The organism is Vagococcus humatus, assembly GCF_003950325.1.
Lineage (GTDB): Bacteria > Bacillota > Bacilli > Lactobacillales > Vagococcaceae > Vagococcus_C > Vagococcus_C humatus.
In genome coordinates this window covers 113,118-137,002 of the sequence record NZ_PXZH01000002.1, presented here as the reverse complement: position 1 = coordinate 137,002, position 23,885 = coordinate 113,118, and the positions used below count along the sequence as shown (strand labels likewise).

The 23,885-nt window shown below is 34.8% G+C and carries 22 protein-coding genes; 1 reads left to right on the top strand and 21 read right to left on the bottom strand.

What is annotated here, in order from left to right; genetic code table 11:
• Positions 1–186: 186 nt before the first annotated feature.
• The 8 genes from adhE to C7P63_RS05660 form a co-directional block, all read right to left on the bottom strand.
• Positions 187–2,796 (bottom strand): bifunctional acetaldehyde-CoA/alcohol dehydrogenase, encoded by a 2,610-nt coding sequence (gene adhE, locus C7P63_RS05695; protein ID WP_125943201.1) that lies wholly within the window; start codon positions 2,794–2,796, stop codon positions 187–189.
• 338 nt (positions 2,797–3,134) lie between these two features.
• A complete protein-coding gene (yajC, locus tag C7P63_RS05690; RefSeq protein ID WP_125943200.1) occupies positions 3,135–3,488 on the bottom strand; it encodes a preprotein translocase subunit YajC in 354 nt (117 codons plus the stop codon).
• 75 nt (positions 3,489–3,563) lie between these two features.
• Entirely contained in the window at positions 3,564–4,709 is a 1,146-nt protein-coding gene (gene tgt / locus C7P63_RS05685) for a tRNA guanosine(34) transglycosylase Tgt (RefSeq protein ID WP_125943199.1), read from the bottom strand.
• A 22-nt stretch (positions 4,710–4,731) separates the two neighbouring features.
• Positions 4,732–5,766, bottom strand: coding sequence for a tRNA preQ1(34) S-adenosylmethionine ribosyltransferase-isomerase QueA (queA, locus tag C7P63_RS05680; protein ID WP_125943198.1), 1,035 nt, complete (start codon positions 5,764–5,766; stop codon positions 4,732–4,734).
• An 87-nt stretch (positions 5,767–5,853) separates the two neighbouring features.
• Complete coding sequence (gene ruvB / locus C7P63_RS05675) at positions 5,854–6,858, bottom strand: Holliday junction branch migration DNA helicase RuvB (protein ID WP_125943197.1); 1,005 nt, start codon at positions 6,856–6,858, stop codon at positions 5,854–5,856.
• Positions 6,859–6,876: 18 nt separating this feature from the next.
• Positions 6,877–7,509: a Holliday junction branch migration protein RuvA gene (ruvA, locus tag C7P63_RS05670; protein WP_125943196.1), complete on the bottom strand. Its 633-nt coding sequence runs from the start codon at positions 7,507–7,509 to the stop codon at positions 6,877–6,879.
• A 113-nt stretch (positions 7,510–7,622) separates the two neighbouring features.
• Positions 7,623–9,122 carry a PTS transporter subunit EIIC gene (locus tag C7P63_RS05665; RefSeq protein WP_125943195.1) on the bottom strand — a complete coding sequence of 500 codons (1,500 nt, stop codon included), beginning with the start codon at positions 9,120–9,122 and terminating at the stop codon, positions 7,623–7,625.
• A gap of 24 nt (positions 9,123–9,146) precedes the next feature.
• The gene (locus C7P63_RS05660) at positions 9,147–9,839 is read right to left on the bottom strand and encodes an N-acetylmannosamine-6-phosphate 2-epimerase (protein ID WP_125943194.1); all 693 of its coding nucleotides are present in this window, start codon (positions 9,837–9,839) and stop codon (positions 9,147–9,149) included.
• 162 nt (positions 9,840–10,001) lie between these two features.
• On the opposite strand from C7P63_RS05660, the gene C7P63_RS05655 reads away from it, so the two are divergent.
• Positions 10,002–10,817 carry a MurR/RpiR family transcriptional regulator gene (locus C7P63_RS05655; RefSeq protein WP_125943193.1) on the top strand — a complete coding sequence of 272 codons (816 nt, stop codon included), beginning with the start codon at positions 10,002–10,004 and terminating at the stop codon, positions 10,815–10,817.
• A gap of 47 nt (positions 10,818–10,864) precedes the next feature.
• Here the strand turns inward: C7P63_RS05655 and C7P63_RS05650 are convergent, their stop codons facing one another.
• The 13 genes from C7P63_RS05650 to mutL all read right to left on the bottom strand — a co-directional run bounded on the left by C7P63_RS05650 (position 10,865) and on the right by mutL (position 23,879).
• Positions 10,865–11,596, bottom strand: coding sequence for a GntR family transcriptional regulator (locus tag C7P63_RS05650; RefSeq protein ID WP_125943192.1), 732 nt, complete (start codon positions 11,594–11,596; stop codon positions 10,865–10,867).
• 56 nt (positions 11,597–11,652) lie between these two features.
• Positions 11,653–12,366 (bottom strand): tryptophan synthase subunit alpha, encoded by a 714-nt coding sequence (locus tag C7P63_RS05645; RefSeq protein ID WP_125943191.1) that lies wholly within the window; start codon positions 12,364–12,366, stop codon positions 11,653–11,655.
• Positions 12,367–12,368: 2 nt separating this feature from the next.
• Entirely contained in the window at positions 12,369–13,529 is a 1,161-nt protein-coding gene (locus tag C7P63_RS05640) for an iron-containing alcohol dehydrogenase (RefSeq protein ID WP_125943190.1), read from the bottom strand.
• Between the two features lie 34 nt (positions 13,530–13,563).
• Entirely contained in the window at positions 13,564–14,343 is a 780-nt protein-coding gene (locus C7P63_RS05635; protein ID WP_125943189.1) for a BtpA/SgcQ family protein, read from the bottom strand.
• Positions 14,336–15,100 (bottom strand): nucleoside phosphorylase, encoded by a 765-nt coding sequence (locus C7P63_RS05630; protein ID WP_125943188.1) that lies wholly within the window; start codon positions 15,098–15,100, stop codon positions 14,336–14,338. The genes C7P63_RS05635 and C7P63_RS05630 overlap by 8 nt, the downstream gene beginning before the upstream one ends.
• Positions 15,101–15,115: 15 nt before the next feature.
• Positions 15,116–16,045 (bottom strand): carbohydrate kinase family protein, encoded by a 930-nt coding sequence (locus tag C7P63_RS05625; protein WP_125943187.1) that lies wholly within the window; start codon positions 16,043–16,045, stop codon positions 15,116–15,118.
• 16 nt (positions 16,046–16,061) lie between these two features.
• A complete protein-coding gene (locus tag C7P63_RS05620; protein ID WP_207852987.1) occupies positions 16,062–16,610 on the bottom strand; it encodes a cysteine hydrolase family protein in 549 nt (182 codons plus the stop codon).
• Positions 16,600–17,508 (bottom strand): ABC transporter permease, encoded by a 909-nt coding sequence (locus tag C7P63_RS05615; protein WP_125943186.1) that lies wholly within the window; start codon positions 17,506–17,508, stop codon positions 16,600–16,602. Before C7P63_RS05615 ends, C7P63_RS05620 begins: the two co-directional genes overlap by 11 nt.
• On the bottom strand, positions 17,509–18,612 hold the full coding sequence (locus C7P63_RS05610) for an ABC transporter permease (RefSeq protein ID WP_125943185.1): 1,104 nt from the start codon (positions 18,610–18,612) through the stop codon (positions 17,509–17,511).
• A complete protein-coding gene (locus C7P63_RS05605; RefSeq protein ID WP_125943184.1) occupies positions 18,602–20,140 on the bottom strand; it encodes an ABC transporter ATP-binding protein in 1,539 nt (512 codons plus the stop codon). The genes C7P63_RS05610 and C7P63_RS05605 overlap by 11 nt, the downstream gene beginning before the upstream one ends.
• Positions 20,141–20,154: 14 nt before the next feature.
• Positions 20,155–21,177, bottom strand: coding sequence for a BMP family lipoprotein (locus tag C7P63_RS05600; RefSeq protein ID WP_125943183.1), 1,023 nt, complete (start codon positions 21,175–21,177; stop codon positions 20,155–20,157).
• Positions 21,178–21,399: 222 nt separating this feature from the next.
• A complete protein-coding gene (locus tag C7P63_RS05595; RefSeq protein WP_125943182.1) occupies positions 21,400–21,951 on the bottom strand; it encodes a Maf family protein in 552 nt (183 codons plus the stop codon).
• Positions 21,952–21,968: 17 nt separating this feature from the next.
• Complete coding sequence (gene mutL, locus C7P63_RS05590; RefSeq protein ID WP_125943181.1) at positions 21,969–23,879, bottom strand: DNA mismatch repair endonuclease MutL; 1,911 nt, start codon at positions 23,877–23,879, stop codon at positions 21,969–21,971.
• Positions 23,880–23,885: the final 6 nt, after the last annotated feature.

Sequence of the window (23,885 nt, the reverse complement as noted above, 5' to 3'; positions counted from 1 at the left end):
ATATTCATCACACAATACCCTACATTTTACCATTAATCATAGGGGTTTTCTATAAATGATTCAGGACTTTGAACAATGTTTAAACATTTTAAGTTTTCAATTAATTAGAAGCTATTTATCTACCCATTTTTTGTAACAAAAAAGAGATGCGATAAAAATCGCATCTCTTGAATTACTTAATAATCTTTATTTACCTTCATAAGCTTGAATAATTAACTCTTTTAGCTCACTAATTAATGGTTCTTTAGGGTTAGCAGTTGTACATTGGTCTTCGTAAGCTAATTCTGCTAATTCATCTACAGTTGAATCTAAACGTTCTTTAGTCAAACCTTGTTCTTTAAAGCTCATTGCAATTCCAACATCTTTACCTAATTTATCACAAGCTGTTGCTAATGATTCAACTAATTCTGCTGTTGTGTTACCAGGTAGACCTAAGAAACGAGCAATGTCTGCATAGTCTTGATCAGCACGGAAGTAGTCATATTTAGGGAACATAGCATGTTTAGATGGATCTTTTGCATTGTAACGAATAACGTGTGGTAAAAGAATTGCATTGGTACGTCCGTGAGAAATACCGAAAGCTCCTCCACATTTATGGGCAATTGAGTGACAAACTCCTAAGAATGCATTAGCAAAAGCCATACCTGCTAAAGCAGAAGCGTTATGCATTCTTTCACGATTTTCTTCATTAGGATTTTTAACAGAGTCTTCTAAGAATTCAAAGACTAACTTAATAGCTTGTAAACTTAAACCTCTTGTGTAGTCAGATGCCATTACAGATACATAAGCTTCAATAGCGTGAGTTAACACGTCCATTCCTGTATCTGCTGTTACTGATCCTGGAACAGATAAAACAAACTGTGGGTCTACAATAGCAATGTCAGGTGTTAAAGCATAGTCTGCTAATGGATATTTAACATGAGTTTCACTGTCTGTAATAACTGCAAATGGTGTCATTTCAGAACCAGTTCCTGAAGTAGTTGGTACACACACTAATTTAGCTTTTTCTGCTTCTGGAATTTTATAAGCTCTCTTACGAATATCTAAGAATTTTTGTTTTGCGCCAAAGAATTCAGTTTCTGGATGTTCATAGAATAACCACATGCCTTTTGCAGCATCCATTGCAGAACCACCACCAATAGCAATAATCGTATCTGGTTTAAAGTCAATCATCTTGTTAGTTCCTGCATAAACTGTATTAGTTGATGGATTTGCTTCAACATCAGAGAAAATTTCCACTTTCACTAAGTTTTTACGTTTTTTAAGTTCGTCCATTACTAAATCAGCATAGCCTAATTCAACCATACCTCGGTCACATACTAAGAATACACGCTCAACATCTTCCATTTTTTGTAAATATTGAATTGAGTTTTTTTCAAAATAAATTTTTGGTGGTAATTTAAACCATTGCATATTATTCCTTCTTTTCGCTACTGTTTTCACGTTAATTAAGTTTATTGCTGATACGTTACGTGATACAGAGTTTTTACCATATGATCCACATCCTAATGTTAGAGATGGAATCATTTCATTATAAATATTACCAATACCACCTTCAGAAGCTGGAGTATTAACTAAAATACGACAAGCTTTCATTTTAAGTGAGAAAGCTAATTGTAAGTCTTCATTTTCTGAATGAACAACAGCAGTATGACCTAATCCAAATTCCAACATGTTTTCACATAATTCAAACGCATGTTCTGAGTTTTTAGCTTTAACCATAGCTAAAACTGGTGATAATTTTTCTAAAGATAATGGGTATTTGCTACCAGTACCTTCTAATTCAGCTACTAAAATTTTAGTGCCTTCTGGTACATTGATTCCTGCCCATTTAGCAATAGTTGGAGCTGGCATACCAACAATTTTAGGATTGACAGCTGTTTTGGTATCATTCATCATAGTATCTTCTAATTGTTGTAATTCACTTGGTTTAACAAAGTAAACTTGGTGAGCTTGTAATTCTTTTTTAACTGTATCGTAGATTTCTTTATCAACAATAATTCCTTGTTCAGACGCACAAATCATTCCATTGTCAAATGATTTAGATACGATAATATCGTTAACTGCTCGTTTAATTTTAGCAGTTTTTTCAATATAAGCTGGAGTGTTACCAGGTCCTACACCTAAAGCAGGTTTTCCAGTTGAGTAAGCTGCTTTAACCATCGCTGCTCCACCTGTTGCTAAAATAATAGCAATATCTGAATGGTTCATTAAAGCACTTGTTGCTTCCATAGATGGTTTTTCAATCCATTGAATACAGTGTTCAGGAGCTCCAGCTGCAACAGCTGCATCGCGAACAACTTTAGCTGCTTCAATTGAAGACTTTTGTGCACTTGGGTGGAATGAGAAAATAATTGGGTTACGAGTTTTTAGAGCAATCATTGATTTAAAGATAGTTGTTGAAGTTGGGTTAGTTGTTGGAACAATTCCACAAACAACGCCTACAGGATCTGCTACTTCAATTAATTGTTTTTGTTTATCTTCGTTGATAACTCCAACTGTTTTATCATGTTTGATACTATGCCAAATATATTCAGATGCATAAATATTTTTAATACATTTATCTTCATAAATACCACGACCAGTTTCTTCAACTGCTAACTTAGCTAAAGACATATGTTCGTCTAAGCCAGCCATAGCCATTTGATGCACAATATGATCCACACGTTCTTGATTGAAGTGTTCCATTTCTTTTAATGCTTCTTTACCTTTAACAACTAAAGCATCGATCATTTTCTTAGCAGTAGCCACTTTATCTTCTTTAACAGCAGTTTTCACTATTTTTTTATTTTCCATTTTCAGAAAACCTCCTGGTTGTTTTCGTTTGTTAATCATTTCACAGTTATAATACCTCATTTTTTAAAATTTGTAAATAGTTTCTTGTGATTAATTTCACTTTTAATTTTTAGTGAATTTTTTAATATTAACAACCATGCTATAACAACAAAACAGATTTCAATTTCACAATTAATTGTAAACGTTTACTTCAATAAGAAAACGCTAATGATATATAACATGTGTAATTATTAACAAATGAAGATTCCCCATTTTCAGCAAACAGTCAGGAATAACATCCATTTATTTAATTTTTGAAACAAAAAAAGAAAGCTCAATGGCTTTCTTTAGATAGGTCTTTATTCGTCTTTGTCATCTGTTTCTGCAACTTCAGAAACTTCTTCTGTTTCTTTTTGACTAGCGTCAACTGTAGTAGCTGCTACAACAGGCTCACTTGGTAAAACCGTTGCAATAGATGAACGATTAAACTCCAAATAAATTCCTTCACAGTCTAATAAAACTGTGCTTTTATCCCGATTGATTTCTGAAATAATACCATGTAAACCACCAATTGTTACCACTTTTGAACCAACCTGCATACTGTCAAGTTGTTCTTGACGTTGCTTTTGTTGTTTCTTTTGTGAACGCGTCATGAATATCATCATAGCCGCTAAAATAATTAATGGCAAAAACATTGCTCCTGCTCCGCCCATTTCGTCACCTCTTTTTATTCTTTCCTCTTTACTCTACCAAAATTTTATCTATTCGACTAGTGTTTTCTTAAAAGACTAGAAATTCTTAGCATTTTCTTTATTGAAACCATACTCTTCAAAGAAAGCTTCTCTAAATTCTAATAAATTATCGTCCATAATTGCTTGACGAACTTGTTTCATTACATTTAATAAGAAATAAAGATTATGATAAGAAGTCAACCGGAAACCAAATGTTTCGTTACATTTAATTAAATGTCTAATGTAAGCTCGCGTATAATTTCGGCATGTATAACAATCACATTTTTCATCTAATGGTCTAAAGTCTTCAGCATACTTAGCATTTTTCACTACTAATCGTCCTTGACTAGTCATACAAGTACCATTTCTAGCAATCCGTGTTGGTAATACACAGTCAAACATATCTACTCCGTTAATAACCCCGTCTATTAGAGAATCTGCAGTTCCGACTCCCATTAAATATCTTGGTTTATTCTCAGGTAAAATAGGATTTAAGAAATGAAGAATGTCATTCATTTCTCCTTTTGTTTCGCCAACTGATAAACCACCAATAGAATATCCAGGAAAATCTAAGCTCATCAATTCTTCAGCACTTTGTTTTCTTAAATCTTTAAATCCAGCTCCCTGAACAATACCAAATAACCCTTGGCGATCTGGATGGGCATGAGCTTTTAGTCCACGTTCTGCCCAACGAGTTGTCCGCTCAATAGAACGTTTAACATAATCATGACTTTCATAAAAAGGAGGACACTCATCAAAACTCATCATAATGTCAGAGCCTAATTTATTTTGAATTTGAATAGCTTTTTCAGGAGATAAGAACATCGGTGAGCCGTTTAAATGGTTTTTAAAATGGACCCCTTCCTCCTCAATGTTACGCATATCTGCTAAAGACCAAACTTGGAAACCACCAGAGTCAGTTAAAATTCCTTGATCCCAGTTCATAAATTGATGAAGCCCACCTGCTTGCTCCACAATATCTTCTCCAGGTCTTAACCATAAGTGATAGGTATTACTTAAAATAATACCTGCTCCCATTTCTTTTAGCTCTTCTGGTGCCATAGTTTTAACTGTCGCTAAAGTTCCAACAGGCATAAACATTGGCGTAGGAAATGTTCCGTGTGGAGTTATTATTTCACCTAAGCGAGCTCCTGTATGTTTTTCTTTTTTTATCAATCGATAACGAATGGCTGGTTCTGTCATTACGTCTACCTACCTTTTCCTTTTATTTAATAAACATAGCATCGCCAAAACTAAAGAAACGATACTTTTCTTCAATGGCATGCTGATAAGCTTCTAATACTAACTCACGGCTTGCAAAAGCACTAACAAGCATTACCAAAGTAGATTTTGGTAAATGAAAATTAGTCGAAAAAGCATCTACCACTTTAAATGTATACCCTGGTTTGATAAAAATATCTGTCCAACCACTATCTGCTTGAATATCTCCATCAAATTTTGAGCCAATAGTTTCAAGAGTTCGAATAGAAGTAGTTCCAACAGCAATAATTCGGCCACCTGCTTGACGAACCTGATTTAATGTTTGAGCCGCTTCTTCAGATAATTTATAGAATTCACTATGCATAGTATGTTCTTCTATATTATCTACACTAACTGGACGAAAGGTACCTAAACCAACATGTAAAGTTAAATAAACAAGTTTAACTCCTTTAGCTTCAATCTGTTTCAGTAAGTCTTGGGTAAAATGTAGACCAGCTGTAGGAGCTGCTGCTGAGCCATTCTCTTTGGCATAAACTGTTTGATAGCGGTCTGGGTCATCTAAACGTTCTTTAATATAAGGAGGAAGTGGCATCTCTCCTAGAGATTCTAAGATTTCTAAGAAAACTCCGTCATAAGAAAACTCCACAATACGACCACCATGTTCTAATTCCTCTTTTACAACAGCCGTTAAGCGACCATCTCCAAAAGTAATTTCAGTTCCCACTTTAGCACGTCTAGCCGGCTTAATTAACGTTTCCCAAGTGTTCCCTTCTGTATTGGTTAAAAGTAAGACCTCTAAATGTCCGCCAGTTTCCGGTTTTTCTCCGTAAAGTCTTGCAGGAAGTACGCGAGTATTGTTCATTACAAGAGCATCTCCTGGATTTAATTCATCTATAATATCATAAAAATGTCTATCTTCTATTTCACCAGATTTAGAATCAAGTACTAATAAACGAGATTCTTCACGGTGCTCAATAGGTGTTTGAGCTATAAGTTCTTCTGGTAAATCAAAATCAAAATCTTCCGTTGTCAACGTCATTATGTCACTCTTCCTTCTCAATTTAATCACTGTGCTATTCTAACACTTTTAACTCTATAAGCCAACGTCAAACTAACAGAAAAAAGCTTAGTCTAAAGGACAAGGATAACCTAAATGCTCATAAGCTAAAGGAGTAGCTACTCGTCCTCTAGGCGTTCTTTGAATAAAGCCTTTTTGAATAAGATACGGCTCATACATATCTTCAACTGTTTCCGTTTCTTCACTAATGTTTACTGACAACGTACTTAACCCTACTGGACCTCCTCCGTACAACTCAATCATTGTTTTCAGAATTTTTTGATCCACATAGTCTAAACCAGCTGCGTCAACTTGAAGTAAGGCTAAAGCTTCAGAAGCCACTTGACGATCAACAACCCCGTCACTTTCTACTTCAGCAAAATCACGAATCCGTTTAAGTAAACGGTTAGCAATTCGCGGAGTCCCACGAGAACGACGAGCAATTTCAAATGCTCCCTCCTCCACAATCTGTGTATCAAAAATTTGAGCAGATCTTAGAACAATTTCTTTTAAGTCATCTTGGGCATAGTATTCCATATGGGAAACAATACCAAATCGGTCCCTTAAAGGAGCTGAAAGCATACCAGCTCGTGTAGTCGCTCCTACTAAGGTAAAAGGAGGCAACTCAAAATGGACAGGATGAGATGTTTCCCCTTGCCCAATCATAATATCCACATAAAAATCTTCCATCGCTGAATAAAGCATTTCTTCTGCAACTCGTGGAAGACGATGGATTTCATCAATAAATAAAACATCTCCTGGATTTAGTTCATTTAATAAGGCCACTAAATCTCCTGGTTTTTCAATAGCTGGGCCACTGGTTGTTTTAATTTGCACGTGCATTTCATTGGCGATAACCATGGCTAATGTTGTCTTTCCTAAGCCTGGTGGGCCAAATAATAACACATGATCCAAAACTTCTTCTCGCATTTTAGCTGCTTGAATATAAATACCTAGTTCTCGTTTCACTTTATCTTGTCCAATATATTGACTAAGGAATTGAGGTCTTAAAGAAAGTTCAAAAGCATCTACTGTTTCTTGAAAATCACCATCTGTCATTCGGTTCTCTTCCATGTTAGTCCCTCCTTCCTTTTATTTCTTCATCAATAATTTTAAAGCTAAACGAAGATAACCATCTGTAGTATCCTCATCTGCTTTTAGCAAATCTTTTTCAATTTTAGTTAAATCTCGGCTACTGTAACCTAAAGCTTTTAATGCTTCTTTAGCTTCTTCTAAAGCTTGAGCTTGTTGTTTAGTGTTATCTGGAAATTCAAGACTTAGTTGTTCTTCATTTGAAGTAGGTGCTGAAAATTGATCTACTGCTAATTCATCTAATTTTCCTTTTAAGTCTAAAATCATTTGTTGCGCTGTCTTTTTCCCTACTCCTGGAAATTTCGTTAAGTATTTAAAATCTTCTGAGTCAATCGCTTGTACTAACCCTAAATGATCTTCTCCTGCCATAATAGCTAGAGCACTTTTAGGTCCGATACCTGATACTTGAATCAACTTTTCAAATAAACCTTTTTCTTCTAAGCTCATAAAACCATATAATTTAATTGCATCTTCTCTAACTGCTTGATACAGATAAACTGTCTTTTCTTGTTCTAAACTACTTGAGTATTTAAAGGGGTTAGCAACAAACACTTGATAGCCCACTCCAAAAACTTCTACTACTATATAGTAAGGACTGATATAAGTAATTTTACCTTTTAGATATTCGTACATTTTTTTCCTCCATAGAAAACATTTGTTCCCTACGATTGTATCATAAAAGTAGAAAGAGATGAGATAGAAAAGACACCTAGCTTTAAGCTAAGTGTCTTTTAATGATTGACTGATTAATCCCGACCTAAAATACCATTGATTTCTTGACTATATAAATCTGCTTTACCACCAAATACAGCTTGAATGCCTCCCTTTATTTCAAAAACAGCTGTTGCCCCTAAGTTTTGAATGCGCTGTTTGTTAACAATAGAACTGTCAGTAACAGCTACACGTAACCGAGTAGCACAAGCTTCTACAGAAATAATGTTAGCTTCTCCGCCTAACGCTTCAATAATAATATGTGCTTCCTCGTTTAGACTGGAAGGTTGGTCTATCACTTGGTTAGAATCATCTGAATCAGCTTCTGTCACCATGCCTGGAATTGGCACTTGGAATTTACGAATAAAGAATGAGAACACACCATAATAGACTAATGCCCAAATCATACCAACTGGAAGAACGTATAACCAATGAGTTCTAGCTTCTCCTTGGAATACTCCAAATAATAGAAAATCGATTAAACCACCTGAAAATGAGTTACCAATCCGAATATTTAGCAAATCAGCTACTAAAAAAGATAACCCATCTAAAAAGGCATGAATCACATAAAGTAAAGGTGCACTGAATAAAAAAGTATATTCAATGGGTTCTGTAATACCTGTTAAGAATGAAGTTAAAGCACTACTTGCATAAAGTCCTGCATTTTTCTTGCGATTTTCTTTTGGAATTGCATGATACATCGCTAAACAAGCAGCAGGCAATCCAAACATCATTGTTGCAAAACGTCCTGCAAAGAAACGAGTACCATAAGTGAATAAACCTGTATGATTAGGATCTGCTAATTGAGCAAAGAAAATATTCTGTGCTCCTTCAATAGTTTGACCTGCTACCGTTTCTACTCCACCTAAAGCTGTATACCAGAACATAGGATAAATCGTATGATGCAAACCAACTGCGCCAGTTAAACGAAGTAAAAAGCCATATAAGAACGTTCCAAAACTTCCCATTTGAGCAATTTGTTCACCTGCTTGTGTCATGACATTTTGAATAGGTGGCCAAATGATAAAGAATATGGCACCGATTACAATAGAAACAAGAGAACTAATAATAGGAATAAAACGAGAACCGCCAAAGAAGCCTAAAAAACGAGGTAATTCAATTTTACGATAGCGATTGTGTAAGAACGCTACCATTCCACCAATTACTAATGAACCAACTACTCCCGTATCAATCGTCACTTTAGGTGAAAACATTTGAAGTAAACCACTGATAGTTGCTGTATAAACTAAGAATGAGGCACCACCTGCTAAACCTGCTGTTCCTTTGTCACCATTAGCTAGACCAACAGATAAACCGATTGCAAAAATAAGAGCTAAATTACCAAATATAGCACCACCAGCGTTGTTCATAACAGATAAAATAGTTTGGAGCCAACCTTGATCAAGCCACGGATATGCCTTAATAGCACTCGCATTTGATAAGGCTCCACCGATTCCTAATAATAGACCAGCTGCCGGTAGCATGGCTATCGGTAGCATAAAGGCCTTTCCTAGTTGAGAAAACTTCTTAAACATCTTTGTATCCCCCTTTATTTTTTACTAATTGTTTAATTCTTTGATAAAACGTTCAGCTATTTCTTGTGGACGTGTAATTGCCCCTCCAACAACAATACCTACAACTCCCATTTTTTGAATTCTTTTAGCTTGTTCAGGTGTGTGAATTTTCCCCTCAGCAATCACATCAACCCCTGCTTCCACTAACTGTTCAATCAATTCAAAATCCGGTCCTTCTTTTTTAATACTTTCTTCTGTATAACCAGATAAGGTTGTTCCAACAAAATCAACCCCACATTTAAACGCATTGATACCTTCTTCAAATGTGGAGATATCTGCCATAAATAATTGCTCTGGATACTTTTCTTTAATAGCTTGAATATGTTCATTAATTGTTTTGCCGTCGTAACGTTCTCTAAGTGTGCAATCTAAAGCGATTACATCTGTTTCACAAGCAACTAATTCATCTATTTCTTTCATAGTAGCTGTAATAAATGGTTGTTGTGGTGGATATTCTTTTTTAATAATGCCAATGATAGGTAAATCTGTGACTTGTTTAATCTCTTTAATATCTCGAACAGAATTAGCACGAATTCCTTTAGCTCCCGCTCTTTCAGCCGCAATAGCCAATAGTGGCATAACTCCACCTTTTTCTGTATATAAGGCTTCCCCTGGCAATGCTTGACAAGAAACGATTAACCCATTCTCAATTTGTTTTAAAAAAGTTTGTTTCTTCACCAATTTTCTCCCTCCATTTTTATGATTAAGGAGTTTTTCTCCTAAAAGTACTATATATCCTTTTCTCCATTTTGTCAATATTGGAGAAAAGAGAAGTTGACAAAGACTAAACCTTATCAGTAAAATGTAACCATATTCCTTCAATAGGAAAGGATGAATAAAATGACAGATTATTTAGAACTCATTAAAGATAACTATGAAGAATTTACTAAATCAGAAAAACGAGTGGCAGATTTTGTTGTGTCTTCTGGTACTAAACTCATTAGTAGTACCTTACAAGATATAAAAAAAGCTACCTCTGTAGGAGATGCCACTATCATTCGTTTTTGCCAAAAATTAGGCTTTTCAGGTTTTTCCGAGTTAAAAATTGCGATAGCAGAAAAAGGCTACCAAATCCCTGATTCAGATGTGTCTTTTGCAAAAATTGTCGAAGAAAAATTAATAGACTCTATTAAACAAACTTATTCACTGGCTAAGATAGACTCTTTAGAACAAGCAGCCCAGCTGATTCACCACAGCCAACAAGTTTTTATTTTTGGAGTAGGTTCTAGTGGTCTATCTGCTTTAGATATGGAGTCTCGATTGCTTAGAAGTGGTATCCGTTCTAAAGCAATTATCGACCCTCACTATCAGGCAATGAATGCCTCCTTATTTAATGAAAAAGATGTGGTAATTGCTTTTAGTTTAACTGGCCGCACGAAAGATTTGGTTGACTCTTTAACAGTTGCTAAACAAAATGGCGCAAAGATTATTGTCATCTCTAATTATTTACTTTCCCCTATTGCCCAATTAGGAGATGTGGTTATTCAAACAGCCATTGAAGAGTACCTGTTAAACGGAGGCTCACTATCTGGTAAAGTTTCTCAGATTTACGCCATGGATGTGCTAATTACTTGTTATGAAGTGATGTATGGTATCAATAATGTGGATATGCGTAAAAAAATAGCTAAAGCCATTGTAGATAAACAAGTGGACTAACAAAAAACCAACAAACCTTCTCAGATAATGAGAAAGATTTGTTGGTTTTATTGATTGACTTGTTTGACAAAAAACTTAACCGTATCCGTTCGGTAATACGTAACAAAGTATTCAATCTGTTTTTCTTCTCCAGTAGGAAGAATCCCTTTAACTTGTCCAATAAACTTAATTAACGGAGTTCCTTCACACACATGAAGCTGTTCTGATAATGGCTGATTACATAAAATTGCTTCAAAACTTCGGACAGATTCCGTTAATTTTATATGATATTGCTCTTTTAAAATTTGATACAACGAATTTTCCCCAAAATCATACTGATCAATATCTGGCACAAAGTCATAAGGAATATAGCTATGTGTTAAGTTTATCGGAGTATCATCTCCATAACTAACCCTCTCTAAATGAAAAACAGGTTGGTTGTGTCGAATATGTAAATGATCACTAATCCGTTTGTTAGATAATATGACCTCTTCAGCTAATAAATCATAATGTTGACTCAATCCCATATTTTTAACATCTTCCGTACAACTGGTTAAATTAACTAACCCTTGGCCAATAGAATTACCTGAAACAAAGGTTCCTTTTCCATGTACTTTGTATAAATAGCCTTGATTAACTAATTCTTCAATTGCTTTTCTAACCGTAGTTCGACTTACTCGGTAATAATCCATTAATTTATGCTCAGAAGGAATAGAGTCATGACATTCACACTCTTCGTCGATCATTTTTTTGATTTCTTCCATTAACTGATAATATAATGGTAATTCACTACTAAACATCAAGGTTCCTCTCCTTTATAAAAGCAGCAGGTTCTAAATAGAACCTGCTGCTTGCATTAATTTCCTTTTAACTCCTGAATAAATGAGACTAATTTAGCTGGCTCTTCTTGTAATTTTAACACAGCGCTTCCAATAAAAGCACCATCTCCTCCAGATTTTTCAACTAATTCAATATCTTCTCTAGTTGAAATACCCATGCCGCAATAAATCGGTTGAGATAAACCTAATCCACGTAAATAGTCAATACATTCTTTTAATGTGTGACATCCTTCTTTTTCTTTACCTGTTGATTTTGCTTGCAGATAAATAAAGCCATTAGAATTTTTTGCTAAATCAATTTCTTCTTGAGGTAAGTGGTAAGGAATAAAACTAGAAACTTTTATCCCTGCTGCCATTAACTGATTTTTAACAACATTGTCTTCATTTCCTACTAAAATAATATCTAAAATATTGTGTTCTTGACAAAAACTAATAAATTTTTCCACTCCAACTGTTTTAATAGAACTTTCATAAGACAAGAATAACATCTCTTGTGTTGGATGTTTCTCTCTAATTGTTTTAACTGTTTCTAGATGAGCTGAAAAACTTGGATCATGTTGATAAGAAGCTTTCATGCGTCCACCAATTAGCTCATTATCTAGATAAGGATTGTCTGTAGGTAAATCTATTTCAATAATATCGCATTGACCTTCTACATAATAATCCGCTGTTTTAATCGTTTCTTCTGGTGTAGGATACCCATTTGATAAATAACAAATAACTTTAACCATAATTAAATAGTTCCTCCGTAGTAAACTTTATTAAATAACTCTTCAAAACCAGCTTCATCAGGAATGACTGGATTTGTTTTAGTACAACCATCTGCTTTAGCTAATTTAGCTAATTCTTTCACACTAGCATCAAATGCTTCATCTTTTTTAATAAACGCTTGTAAAGTAGTTGGAATACCTAATTCTTTATTTAACTCTTGAATAGCTGTTACTAAATCTGCTACTTCTAACATATCTGCTACTTCTTGATAAAGTTGTTTAGCTGTCTCATCTTGTGAATTATAAGAAACAATATAAGGTAAAATGATGGCATTAGCTAAACCATGAGGAACTCCAAATTTGCCACCAATAGCGTGAGCTAAACTATGCACAATTCCTAATGAAACATTAGTAAATGACATACCAGCGATACAAGAAGCTAACAACATGCCTTCTCTTGCTTTTAAATTATCTGGTTCATGAAAAGCAGTTGGTAAATACGCAAAGACATCTTTAATAGCTTTTTCTGCTAAAACATCTGCTAAGACATTTGCTCGGTTTGATACTTTTGCTTCTAGGGCATGAGTTAGAGCATCCATACCAGTAGCAGCAGTCATGCCTTTAGGTAAAGTTGTCGTTAATTTAGGTTCTAAAATAGCAATATCTGGCATTAATTCCATATCACCAATTCCATGCTTAATGTGTGTTTCTTTATCTGTAATAACAATGGACCGACTGACTTCACTACCTGTTCCACTTGATGTTGGAATACATGCAATTTTAGCTTTGTTTCTTAATTTAGGAAGAGGAGAGACAATTTCTTCTAATGTTTTTAATTCAGGATGTTCATAGAAAATCCACATTGCTTTAGCTGCATCCATCACTGAACCGCCACCTACTGCAATAATCCAATCAGGTTCAAAAGCTAACATCGCTTTAGCACCTTTTTGAACTGTATCAAAAGATGGATCTGGTTCTACGTCATTAAATGTTTCAATGGTATAACCCACTTCTTCTAATAAATCTGTAATTTCTTTTAAATAACCTGCTTCTTCCATAAAATTACCACCTAGTACAATAAAAGCACGTTTAGTTTTAGCTGGTAATTGTTGTAAATATTCCAGAGAATTTTCTCCGAACATAATAAAATCTCCGCCTAATTTCATGGGTCTCATTGGTAACATTTATTTATTCCTCCAGTATCTTTACTTTATTATTTTATAGTTGTTCCATTAACGCTCTTACTTTTTCCTCACTCATGACTAACTGACCATCTTGCTCTTCTTTCAAACTAGTTCCTACAATTGCACCATCAGCAATCGCTAATTGTTCTTTAACATTTTCAACAGAAACTCCGCTACCAATAATCAGTGGGCATTTAACTACTGCTTTCGCTCGCTTAATAATATCTATTGGTGTTTCATTTCCAGAATGTTTGCCTGTTACAATAATGGCATCTGCCATTGATGCTTCTGCATTTTTAGCAGATTCTTCAATTGAAACCGATGGAATTAACATATTAGAGTATTTCACTTGGATATCTGCTAAAATCCCAATGTTTTCTGCTTGCAATTGTTTTCGGTAATAAATAGCTTCAGCAGAGCATGGCTCCATAACCCCACAAGCCGATACCACTGTATCTACATAAACAGCTAATCGTACAAAGTCTGCTCTCACTGCTGTTGCCACACTCAAAGCAGCTTTATAATCACAAAAAGCAGCATCAATTCCGATAGGCATTTGAACTTTTTCTTTGATATAAGCAGAAACCGCTGCTAACGCTGTGATTTGTTCAATAGCCATTTCTTTTTTAAAAGGAGTATCTCCTGCATTCTCAATCATCAAAGCAGTTGCTCCGCCATTTTTTAAAGCTAGAGCATCTTTTAAAGCTAATTCATATACTTCATCCATATTCCCTTTATATAAAGGTGTACCAGGCAAAGGCAATAAATGTACCATGCCAATAATCAGATTTTTTTGTTGTAAAATATTAGTCATTCTGCTTCTCCTTTTTGTCATATGCTACTAATCCATCTAGCACAATTTTAGCCAATATACGTTCTTCTTCAATTCTCTCTTCATGAGGAATTTCTTCTTTTAAATTATCTAAAACAGTTGCTAAGGTTACTGTACAAGCTTTAATATCCATTAAATTGCCTAACGTTAACACCACACCAGATTCCATGTCCATGCCAGCAATATTATACTTTTGTAGACCAGAAAATGTGCCTAACACGTCTGTGCCCATTTTTTTAGATAACCGTGACTCTTTCATTTGTGTGTAATAGCCATCTGTACTACAAACAATCCCGTTCTCTGATACTCGGTTATTATGAGCCACACTTTCATTCATAATTTCTACTAATTCATGATTAGCTACAGCAGGGAAAGAAGCGTCTACATATTCTTTACTAGTAGATTCCCATCTCATAGCAGCAGAAGGAATAATAAAGTGGCCTAAATTATCTTTTAATCCCATAACTGTTCCTAAACGGACTGCTACTTCCATGCCACATTCATACATTTCTTCCATAGCAATGGCTGCAGATGGTCCTCCTATCCCAGTTGACGTCACAGTTATTCGAACTCCTTGATAAAATCCTGTATAAGTGTGATATTCTCTATTAACAGATACTTCTGTAACATTCTCTAATTGAGTAATAATTTTTTCTACTCGCCTTGGATCTCCTGAAAAAATAACATATTTAGCAATATCCTCTGGTTTTGATTGTAAATAAAGTGTTGGTTTACTCACGTTTTATTCTCCCTTTTAGTTATAATTTTTTTGATGTCTTTCCGTAAATTGTTCTAAGGTTGGCACATTACTTAAACAACCTATTTTTTCAATAATAAAAGCTGATAACACACTGCCATACTCGCCGCAAACACTTAAATCTTTTCCACTAAAATATCCATGTAGGAAACCAGCGATATAAGCATCTCCACCTCCAGCAGTATCAACGACTGCAACTTGTTTCACTGCAGGAATGATTATTTCTTCTTGTTTTGTGTAAATGTAACTCCCCTGACCACCTTGAGTAACAATAATTCCTTGTGTGATAGGATTATTTAAATAAGCTTTAACTGGTTGTGGTAATTTATCATTTAATAAGGAATACTCTACTTCATTCATAAAAATCAACTCACTATGCTGCATAACTTGGTCAATATAAGCGACTGGCATAGAAGTAAAATCTGCTTTCATACTAAAAATAAGTGGATGTTTTTCCTTGATGCATTGATTGACAAAGGCTTGACCATATTGAGGTTCGCAAACTGTTACTACCCCATAATCAAATTCAGACAAATGGTCAAAACTAGTAGCTTGATGAAACTTTGACTCCATCGCTCCTGGATAAAATAATGTAATGTGATCTCCTGCTTCATTCATAATCAGACGAGTCGATGACGTTGGTACACTCTTAATTTGTTGGACTTCCTCTAAATTAACTTGTCCATCTTTTAAAAACTTCTCGTAACCTGTTTTCTGAAAATCATTGCCCACTCGCATGGCTACACCCGTTTTATGACTAAACTGAGCGACTAAATAAGCAATATTAACTCCACAACCTCCGTAATTTGGACATTGATTATCATCATTTTCAATAAGAGTCGTTTGACCAAATGTAACGGAATCAGAAACTTTTATCATGTAGTCTAAACTTGGATATCCAATAGCTAACAAACTTTTTCCTCGCATCTGTCCCTCTCCTCTTTTAATTAAATAATTCTTCAGATGAAATCACTTGACCATAATAACGATTAATATCATATAAATAGATTTCATTGACTTCTGGTTTATCTGTTGCCACACAATCCCCTACTACAACCGTGTCATAACCTAAATGATAAGCATCCTCTACAGTTGAACGAACACAATTATTGGTTTTAGTTCCACAAATCAGCACTTTTTTAATATCATGCTCTCTTAAAATCAAATCTAAATCAGTTCCTACAAAAGAACTGTATCGTCTTTTCTTCAAAATATAATCTTTAGCCTCGTCTACTGGTAATGAAGGAGCTAACTCATCTCCTCCTGTTCCTTCCAAGCAATTTTTACGTCCAGTTAACGTTTTAGGATCATATTTACCTGCTCGGTGAGAGTGACGCATAAAAATAATTAGCGTATCTTCTTCTCTAGCTTGAGTAATTAATTGACTGACTTTAGGTAATAACTTCTCATTATTTTCATGGTAAACAGCCCCATTTGGATTAACAAAATCGTACAATAAATCAATGACAATCAATGCTTGTTTATACATCATCACTTACTCTCCTACTTCGTTTATTTAATAAACCAATGACAGATAACACAACGATAATAGATAAATATGGAATCATTTGGATAAAAGCACCTGGAATTTTAATATTTTGCATCCGGATTTGCATAGCATCAGCAAAACCAAATAACAAACTAAATACATAAGTTCCAATAGCAGTGCCTCGTCCAGAATAGATTGCTGCTAATGCAATAAAACCGCGACCACCAGTCATATTCTCAACAAACATCGTAACATTCTCTAATGCAATATTAATGCCCGCTAAACCACATAAAACTGAACCTATTAAAACCGAGATATATCTTAATTTATTTACTGGTAAGCCAACTGAAACTGCTGCATCTTCTTTTTCCCCAACTGTCCGAATATATACTCCTAATTTTGTGTGATACAAAATAAAATGAACCACAACCAAGACTAGTAAACTAAGATAAACAATCGGAGTATGTTTATTAAAAATGTCGCCTAAAATAGGAATATTACGTAAAATAGGAATATCTAATTCTTTTAAGCCAACAATTTTTTGATTAGCAAAAGTTCCCCTTTGGCCAAAAACAACTTGTAATATAAAAGAACTAGCACCAGCTACCAATGTATTGATAGCCAAACCGACAATAGTTAAATTTCCTTTTAATGTGATACCGAAAAAGGAAAAGACAAAACCTAAAACGACTGAAGCAAGTATGCCCACAAATAACGCTAGAAAAATATTGCCAGTAGCAAAACTTGTAATTACTCCAAAAAAGGCACTAGCTAACATCATTCCTTCTAAAGCAACGTTTAATACTCCAGCCCGATGTGCATAGAGCCCACCTAAAGCAGCTAATGCAATAGGAGTAGTCATTCTTAATGTCGTATGTAAAATACTTAGTAATTGCTCCATTTAATTTACCTCCTGTTTGAGGTTATTTTGTGATCCTTTAGATGAACCAAGTGACTGAATGGCTTGCTTTATTTTAGTTCCTAAGCTAAAGCGTTTGTTAAGCATATCTACAGTCATAAATAAAACAATAAGTCCTTCAATAATAGAGATTAAAGACCGAGGCACCCCTACCATTATTTCCATTGAACTTCCACCATTTTTTAAAATACCGAATAAAAAGGCACCTGCTAACACCCCAATTGGATTAAATTTACCAATTAAAGCAATGGTTAATCCTGTCCAACCGTAATCTGGTGAAAAACCGCTAACAAACTTTCCGTGTGTTCCTAGTGTTTCAATAGCGCCTCCAAGTCCTGCTAAAATCCCACTAATAGTCATAACAATCACGATTTTTTTTGCTACATTCATTCCAACATATTCAGTAAAATGTTGATTTTTTCCTAAAGCTGTAATTTCATATCCTAAAATAGTTTTATTCAACATAATATAGATAATGACAAAAGCGACTAAAGCTAGTAAAAAACCGACATGTAACTGTGATTCACTTACAAATCTTGGCAAGACTGCTGTTGGTAAAATATTAATAGTTTCTGCATTAGAAGAGCCTGGTGCTCTAAAAGGATAACTTGCCAGATAAGTCGTGTACAAAATAGCTACATAATTAAGCATTAAAGTGGAGACCATTTCATCTACTTGTAAATATGCTTTGATAACAGCAGGAATTAATGCAAAAACAAATCCTGCTAAAGCACCACCTAGTAAGCAAATAGTAATATGCATACCAGGTGACAAACCTTGTAAACTAAATCCTAGATACGCTGCTGCAAAAGCTCCTAAATAAAGTTGACCTTCTGCTCCCATGTTGTATAGCCCGGCTTTAAATGAAATAGCGGTAGCTAACCCTGTAAAAATTAAAGGAGTTGCTGCAAACAAGGTGTTCATTATTTGTTTCTTACCACCTAAAGCTCCCATGAATAAATAGGTAAAAGCTTCATTAGCGTTATATCCTGAAATAAATATCAGGATATAACCAATCATTAGTGCTAGAAAAATCGGCAGTAAAGATTTCATCACCATTTGAATACGCCACTTGTTAAGTTCCATAAGAAAAAGCCACCTCTCTATTAGCCTGATGATTAATACCAGCCATTAACAAGCCAATATCTTCTTTATTTGTTTGGCTTGTCTCTCTTTCTCCAACAATCTTACCTTTATGCATGACATAAATTCGGTCACTTAAATTCATTATTTCTGTTAATTCTGAAGAAATAACAATCACTGCTTTCCCTTCATCTCTTAACTGAATAATCCGTTGATGAATAAATTCAATGGATCCAATATCCACTCCACGAGTAGGTTGACTCATAATCATAATGTCTGGATTACATGAAATTTCTCTAGCCATAATAATTTTTTGAGCATTTCCACCAGACAGTGTACTAACTAAAGCGTCAATATTGTCACAATTTCTAATATCATATTCTTCAATCAATTCCTTAGTAACTTGACGAATGACTTTATCATCAAAGAAACATAACTTACAATAATCTTTGTGTCTGCCTGCAATCATATTTTCCCAAATACTCATCGTGGCATTTAGAGCATCCCGATATCGATCTTCAGGAACTAGACCAAAGCCCATTTTTCTAAGAGCAGCAGGATCACAACAATTAATTTTTTTCCCTTTGTAAATCATTTCCCCATCTGTTAACTTCCGTGTTCCTGAGAACAACTCCATTAACTCCGCTTGACCATTTCCTTCAATTCCTGCAATCCCGACAATTTCACCTTGTTTAACTTCTAAATCAATGCCTTCTAGCACTTTTTTTCCTAGTTTAGAGGTAGCGGTTACATTATTTAGCTGTAAAACTAGGTCACCACAAGTACACGGTTTTTTATCAAAATCTAGACTAACATCTCTTCCTACCATCATCCGAGAAATATCTTTTTCAGTAACATCTTGGTTGTAGACTGTGCCAATTTTTTTCCCTCTGCGAATGACTGTCACTCTATCTGCACATTTTTTTACTTCATCCAATTTATGAGTAATAATAATAATGGTTTTACCTAAATTTTTTAATTCTATTAATTTATCAAGTAATTCATCTGTTTCTTGCGGAGTTAAAACGGCAGTAGGCTCATCTAAGATTAAAATATCCACATTACGATGTAACATTTTAATAATTTCTGCACGCTGCTGAGCCCCTACAGAAATTGCTTCAATCTTATCTCCTGCATCTAAATCAAATCCAAAATTATCAATGGTTGCTTGAACACTTTCTTTTTCTCTTTGACGATCAATTTTTAATGACTGAGTCATCTCTTCCCCTAATAACACATTTTCAAATACCGTTAGACTAGGAACTAATTTAAAGTGCTGATGAACCATACCAATTCCACTATGAATCGCTTCTTTTGGAGAATGGAAATCAACTGGTTTCCCATGCAATAGGATTTGTCCTTCTGTAGGCTGTAGTAAACCAAACAACATATTCATGAAAGTAGATTTACCTGCTCCATTTTCTCCACAAATAGCATGAATTTCTCCTTCAGCAAAATCTAAAGTTATCTGATCAATAGCAGTAAAATCTCCAAAGCGTTTTGTTACTTCTTGAACTTCTATGACACTCATGTCTTCACCCACCATTATTTTCTAATGTCTTTAACTTTAATCTCTCCAGAAATAATTTGTTCACGTAAACCTTCTATTTGTTTTAAGTAATCTTCAGAAATTAGGTCTTTTGTATAAGTCATTGGAGAAAGCTCTACACCTTTTTCTTTTAGTCCTAATTCATAAGTTGTTTGATACTCTTTTTTCATTCCATCTTCAACTAGTCCATATACTGCATTGTCTACCCGTTTCATCACACTGGTTAAAACATTTCCTTTAGCAATACCGTCTTGGTCTGAATCCACACCAATTGCAAATACATTTTTTTGTTTGGCTGCTTGAATAACTCCATCACCTGTTGCTCCTGCTGCTTGGAAAACGATATCCGAACCTTGACCAATTTGAGATAGGGCTGTTTCTTTTCCTTTAGCTGGATCTGCAAAAGAGTTGGTATAACCAGATAATACTTTTATTTCAGGATCAATATGACTTGCTCCTTCTTTAAACCCACTTAAAAAGATATTAATACCTGGTGAGTCAATTCCTCCAATAAAGCTGATTATTTTTTTATCATTGACTTGTTCCAAACTAGTATCTTGTGTTACCAGTGCAGATAATGCTCCTGCTAAAAATGACCCTTCTTGTTCTTTAAATAAAACAGAAGAAACATTGCTACCTTCTACAGCTGTATTAAAAATAGCAAACTGAGTATCTGGATATTTCTTAGCTACTTTTTTAAGAACATCTGAATGACCTAAATCCAATGTAATAACTAAATCCATCCCACTTTCAGCTAGTTGACTGAGATATGTTTCCCCTTCAGACACATCTCCAGGTTCAACTACTTTTGTCGTAACATTCAGTTTTTCTTTTGCCTGTTTTAATCCTTCATTACCAGAATCATTAAAAGAGCGATCCCCTAATCCTCCTTCACTTGTAATCATTGCCACTTTAAACTGATCCTTGTTTGTTTCTTTAGTTTCTTTCTTTTGTCCGCAACCAACTAATCCTAAAGCTAATGCTCCTACCAACATGCCTACCAGTACTCGTTTTTTCATGAATAAGCCTCCTCATCGATTTTGACAACGGTTTCATTTAAACTATAAAAAAAACATCGTGACGTCACTACAAATTCTTTTTTCAAACCCATCATATCATGCTGATTTCTCTCCAACAATAGGGTAACAGGTGCTTTTTTTTCAATACATGTTCATCATTTCACTTTGATAGATAGTGAAAAACAACCATTAGATTGTCATTCTCAATCTAATGGTTGTTTTCTAATTTTGATTCAACATCCGGTAGACACTCGCTATGGGAAGCCCCATAATGCTATAGTAATCTCCCTTAATTTCTTTTATAAATAAAGCTGCATTCCCTTGAATTCCATAAGCTCCTGCTTTATCCAAAGGTTCTTTTGTTGCCACATAATCAGTTATCTCTTTTTCTGTTAATTCAAAAAAAGTAACCTGTGAAGGAACGAGCTTTTCCGTTATTTTTTCATTCATAACCAAACACACTGCTGTATAAACTTGATGAGTGTGACCACTTAGCTGTTTTAACATCTCATAAGCTTTTTCACTGGTATAAGGTTTGCCTAAAATAATTTGATTATCCACAACAATAGTATCACATCCCAAAACTTGAGCTTGGGGATGTTGTTTTGCAACAGTTAAAGCCTTTTGTCTAGCCATTCGTAACACATACTCTTCTGGTGTTTCATGTGGCAAACTACTTTCATCAATATCAGCTGGCACAACAATAAAATCATCAGTTATTTTTTTTAATAGTTCTTGTCTACGTGGTGACTGTGACGCTAAAATTAATCCCATAAATCTGACCTACCTTTTTAATGTGGATCTTGAATTCGTTTAAACATTTTTTCCATATCTTGATTAGAAAAATGAATCAAAACAGGACGGCCATGAGGACAGTTAAAAGGATTGTCACACTGTTTTAAATCTTCTAAAAGCTGTCTAGCCTGTCTATCATCTAGGTAGTGATTTGCCTTAATCGATTTTTTACAACTCATCATAATAGCCGTATCTTCCCGAAATTTGGCTACGCTAATTTTGCCATCTTTTAGCACTAAGTCAATCATTTCTCGAATGATACTTTCTTCTTGGCCATTGGGATACCAAGTTGGATGGCTTCTGACAATAAAACTATTTTCGCCAAAATCTTCTAAGTAAATCCCTACTTGAGTTAATTCTGACAATAACTCCTTGAGTTTTAAACTATCACTAGTAGGGTATTCTAAAACGATAGGAACTAATAAAGGTTGTAAATCTTGGGTCACTTCACCTATTTTCTCTCTAAAATACTCATACTTAATTCGCTCTTGAGCGGCATGTTGATCCACAATATACAGCCCTTCACTACTTTGAGCAAATAAATAAGTGCCATGCATTTGTCCAAAATACTCTAAATCAGGAAATCGTTGTTCCTCAGAAATAGAAGGCTCAGACAATTCCTCATGAACAGCAACTGAATCGACTAAAGCAGTTGATTCTAAGTCAGCTTCAGATATCGGTTGCTGATTAGTATTGTCACTAGCCAGATCTCCAGTCGACTTAGGTAACTCTTCAACGTAGAATCGACCAGACTGTGAATCGTAAGCTAATGGTTTCTTCTGAAAATGATCATAGGTATTAGTTTCTAGTTGTGTAGAAGAAGAAACCTGTTTAGGTGTTAAAGACAACTGTTCTGATACGTCTTTTGATGCAATGACTTTTTTAAAAGGCTGAGATTGACTAACATCTGGGATTAGTTGTTTGTGCACTAAGGCTTCCCGGATAGTCTCACTTAATAAAGCCATCAGTTCTTTTTCTTTACTTAAACGAACTTCTTGTTTAGTTGGATGAACATTCACATCAATTAACAGAGGATCCATAGTAATATGAATAACAGCTATCGGAAATCTACCTACCATCAGTTTAGAACCATAACCTTCTACGATTGCTTTAGTTAGTAAAAAATTTTTAATATAGCGACCATTAATCATTAACGAAATATAATTACGACTAGCTCTGGTTAATTCTGGAAGAGATACATAACCTTTTATCTGAAAATCTAAATCTTGCTTTTCAATCTCTAGCATTTTTTTAGCAGTCTCTACCCCGTAAATGCCTGCAATGGTTTGTTTAACGTCTCCGTTACCAGTTGTACGCATTAACTGATTACCATCATGCCTTAAACTAAAGGCAATATTAGGATGACTCATAGCTAGTCTATTCACTATGTCACTAATATGAGACAATTCTGTTTGTAGAGTTTTCACATACTTCAAGCGAGCCGGTGTGTTATAGAACAAATCGGTAACAAGAACTCGTGTACCTTTTCGCATAGCATTAGCTTTTTCCTCAACCACTTGGCCACCTTCTAGATAAAGGTAGGTACCTGCTTGTTCGCCAGTAGATGATTCTAAAACAATTTTAGACACAGAGGCAATACTAGGTAAAGCTTCTCCTCTAAACCCTAAAGAACGAATACGAAACAAGTCTTCCCTAGTATGAATTTTGCTTGTGGCATGTCGTTTAAACGCATTTAACACATCTTCTGGCAAAATACCACTACCATTATCAATGACTTCCATTTTTTTTAGACCTGCTTCTTCTAAAAAAATATCAATTTTAGTACTCTCAGCATCAATGGCATTTTCAACCAGTTCTTTAATAACTGAAGCAGGACGTTCAACCACTTCCCCAGCGGCAATTTGATTGGCCAACTGTTGTGATAACTCTTGAATATGTGATGTCATTCGTCC

Excerpts from the sequence above, each read along its gene's own strand:
- C7P63_RS05665 (WP_125943195.1), bottom strand. The coding sequence starts at position 9,122 with ATGTTTAAGAAGTTTTCTCAACTAGGAAAGGCCTTTATGCTACCGATA.
- mutL (WP_125943181.1), bottom strand. The coding sequence starts at position 23,879 with ATGACATCACATATTCAAGAGTTATCACAACAGTTGGCCAATCAAATT.
- C7P63_RS05615 (WP_125943186.1), bottom strand. The coding sequence starts at position 17,508 with ATGGAGCAATTACTAAGTATTTTACATACGACATTAAGAATGACTACT.
- C7P63_RS05625 (WP_125943187.1), bottom strand. The coding sequence starts at position 16,045 with ATGCGAGGAAAAAGTTTGTTAGCTATTGGATATCCAAGTTTAGACTAC.
- yajC (WP_125943200.1), bottom strand. The coding sequence starts at position 3,488 with ATGGGCGGAGCAGGAGCAATGTTTTTGCCATTAATTATTTTAGCGGCT.
- C7P63_RS05595 (WP_125943182.1), bottom strand. The coding sequence starts at position 21,951 with ATGGGATTAATTTTAGCGTCACAGTCACCACGTAGACAAGAACTATTA.
- C7P63_RS05640 (WP_125943190.1), bottom strand. The coding sequence starts at position 13,529 with ATGTTACCAATGAGACCCATGAAATTAGGCGGAGATTTTATTATGTTC.
- C7P63_RS05650 (WP_125943192.1), bottom strand. The coding sequence starts at position 11,596 with ATGTTTAGTAGTGAATTACCATTATATTATCAGTTAATGGAAGAAATC.
- ruvB (WP_125943197.1), bottom strand. The coding sequence starts at position 6,858 with ATGGAAGAGAACCGAATGACAGATGGTGATTTTCAAGAAACAGTAGAT.
- C7P63_RS05635 (WP_125943189.1), bottom strand. The coding sequence starts at position 14,343 with ATGACTAATATTTTACAACAAAAAAATCTGATTATTGGCATGGTACAT.
- queA (WP_125943198.1), bottom strand. The coding sequence starts at position 5,766 with ATGACGTTGACAACGGAAGATTTTGATTTTGATTTACCAGAAGAACTT.
- C7P63_RS05610 (WP_125943185.1), bottom strand. The coding sequence starts at position 18,612 with ATGGAACTTAACAAGTGGCGTATTCAAATGGTGATGAAATCTTTACTG.
- C7P63_RS05605 (WP_125943184.1), bottom strand. The coding sequence starts at position 20,140 with ATGAGTGTCATAGAAGTTCAAGAAGTAACAAAACGCTTTGGAGATTTT.
- C7P63_RS05620 (WP_207852987.1), bottom strand. The coding sequence starts at position 16,610 with ATGATGTATAAACAAGCATTGATTGTCATTGATTTATTGTACGATTTT.
- C7P63_RS05600 (WP_125943183.1), bottom strand. The coding sequence starts at position 21,177 with ATGAAAAAACGAGTACTGGTAGGCATGTTGGTAGGAGCATTAGCTTTA.
- adhE (WP_125943201.1), bottom strand. The coding sequence starts at position 2,796 with ATGGAAAATAAAAAAATAGTGAAAACTGCTGTTAAAGAAGATAAAGTG.
- ruvA (WP_125943196.1), bottom strand. The coding sequence starts at position 7,509 with ATGTACGAATATCTAAAAGGTAAAATTACTTATATCAGTCCTTACTAT.
- C7P63_RS05645 (WP_125943191.1), bottom strand. The coding sequence starts at position 12,366 with ATGGTTAAAGTTATTTGTTATTTATCAAATGGGTATCCTACACCAGAA.
- tgt (WP_125943199.1), bottom strand. The coding sequence starts at position 4,709 with ATGACAGAACCAGCCATTCGTTATCGATTGATAAAAAAAGAAAAACAT.
- C7P63_RS05655 (WP_125943193.1), top strand. The coding sequence starts at position 10,002 with ATGACAGATTATTTAGAACTCATTAAAGATAACTATGAAGAATTTACT.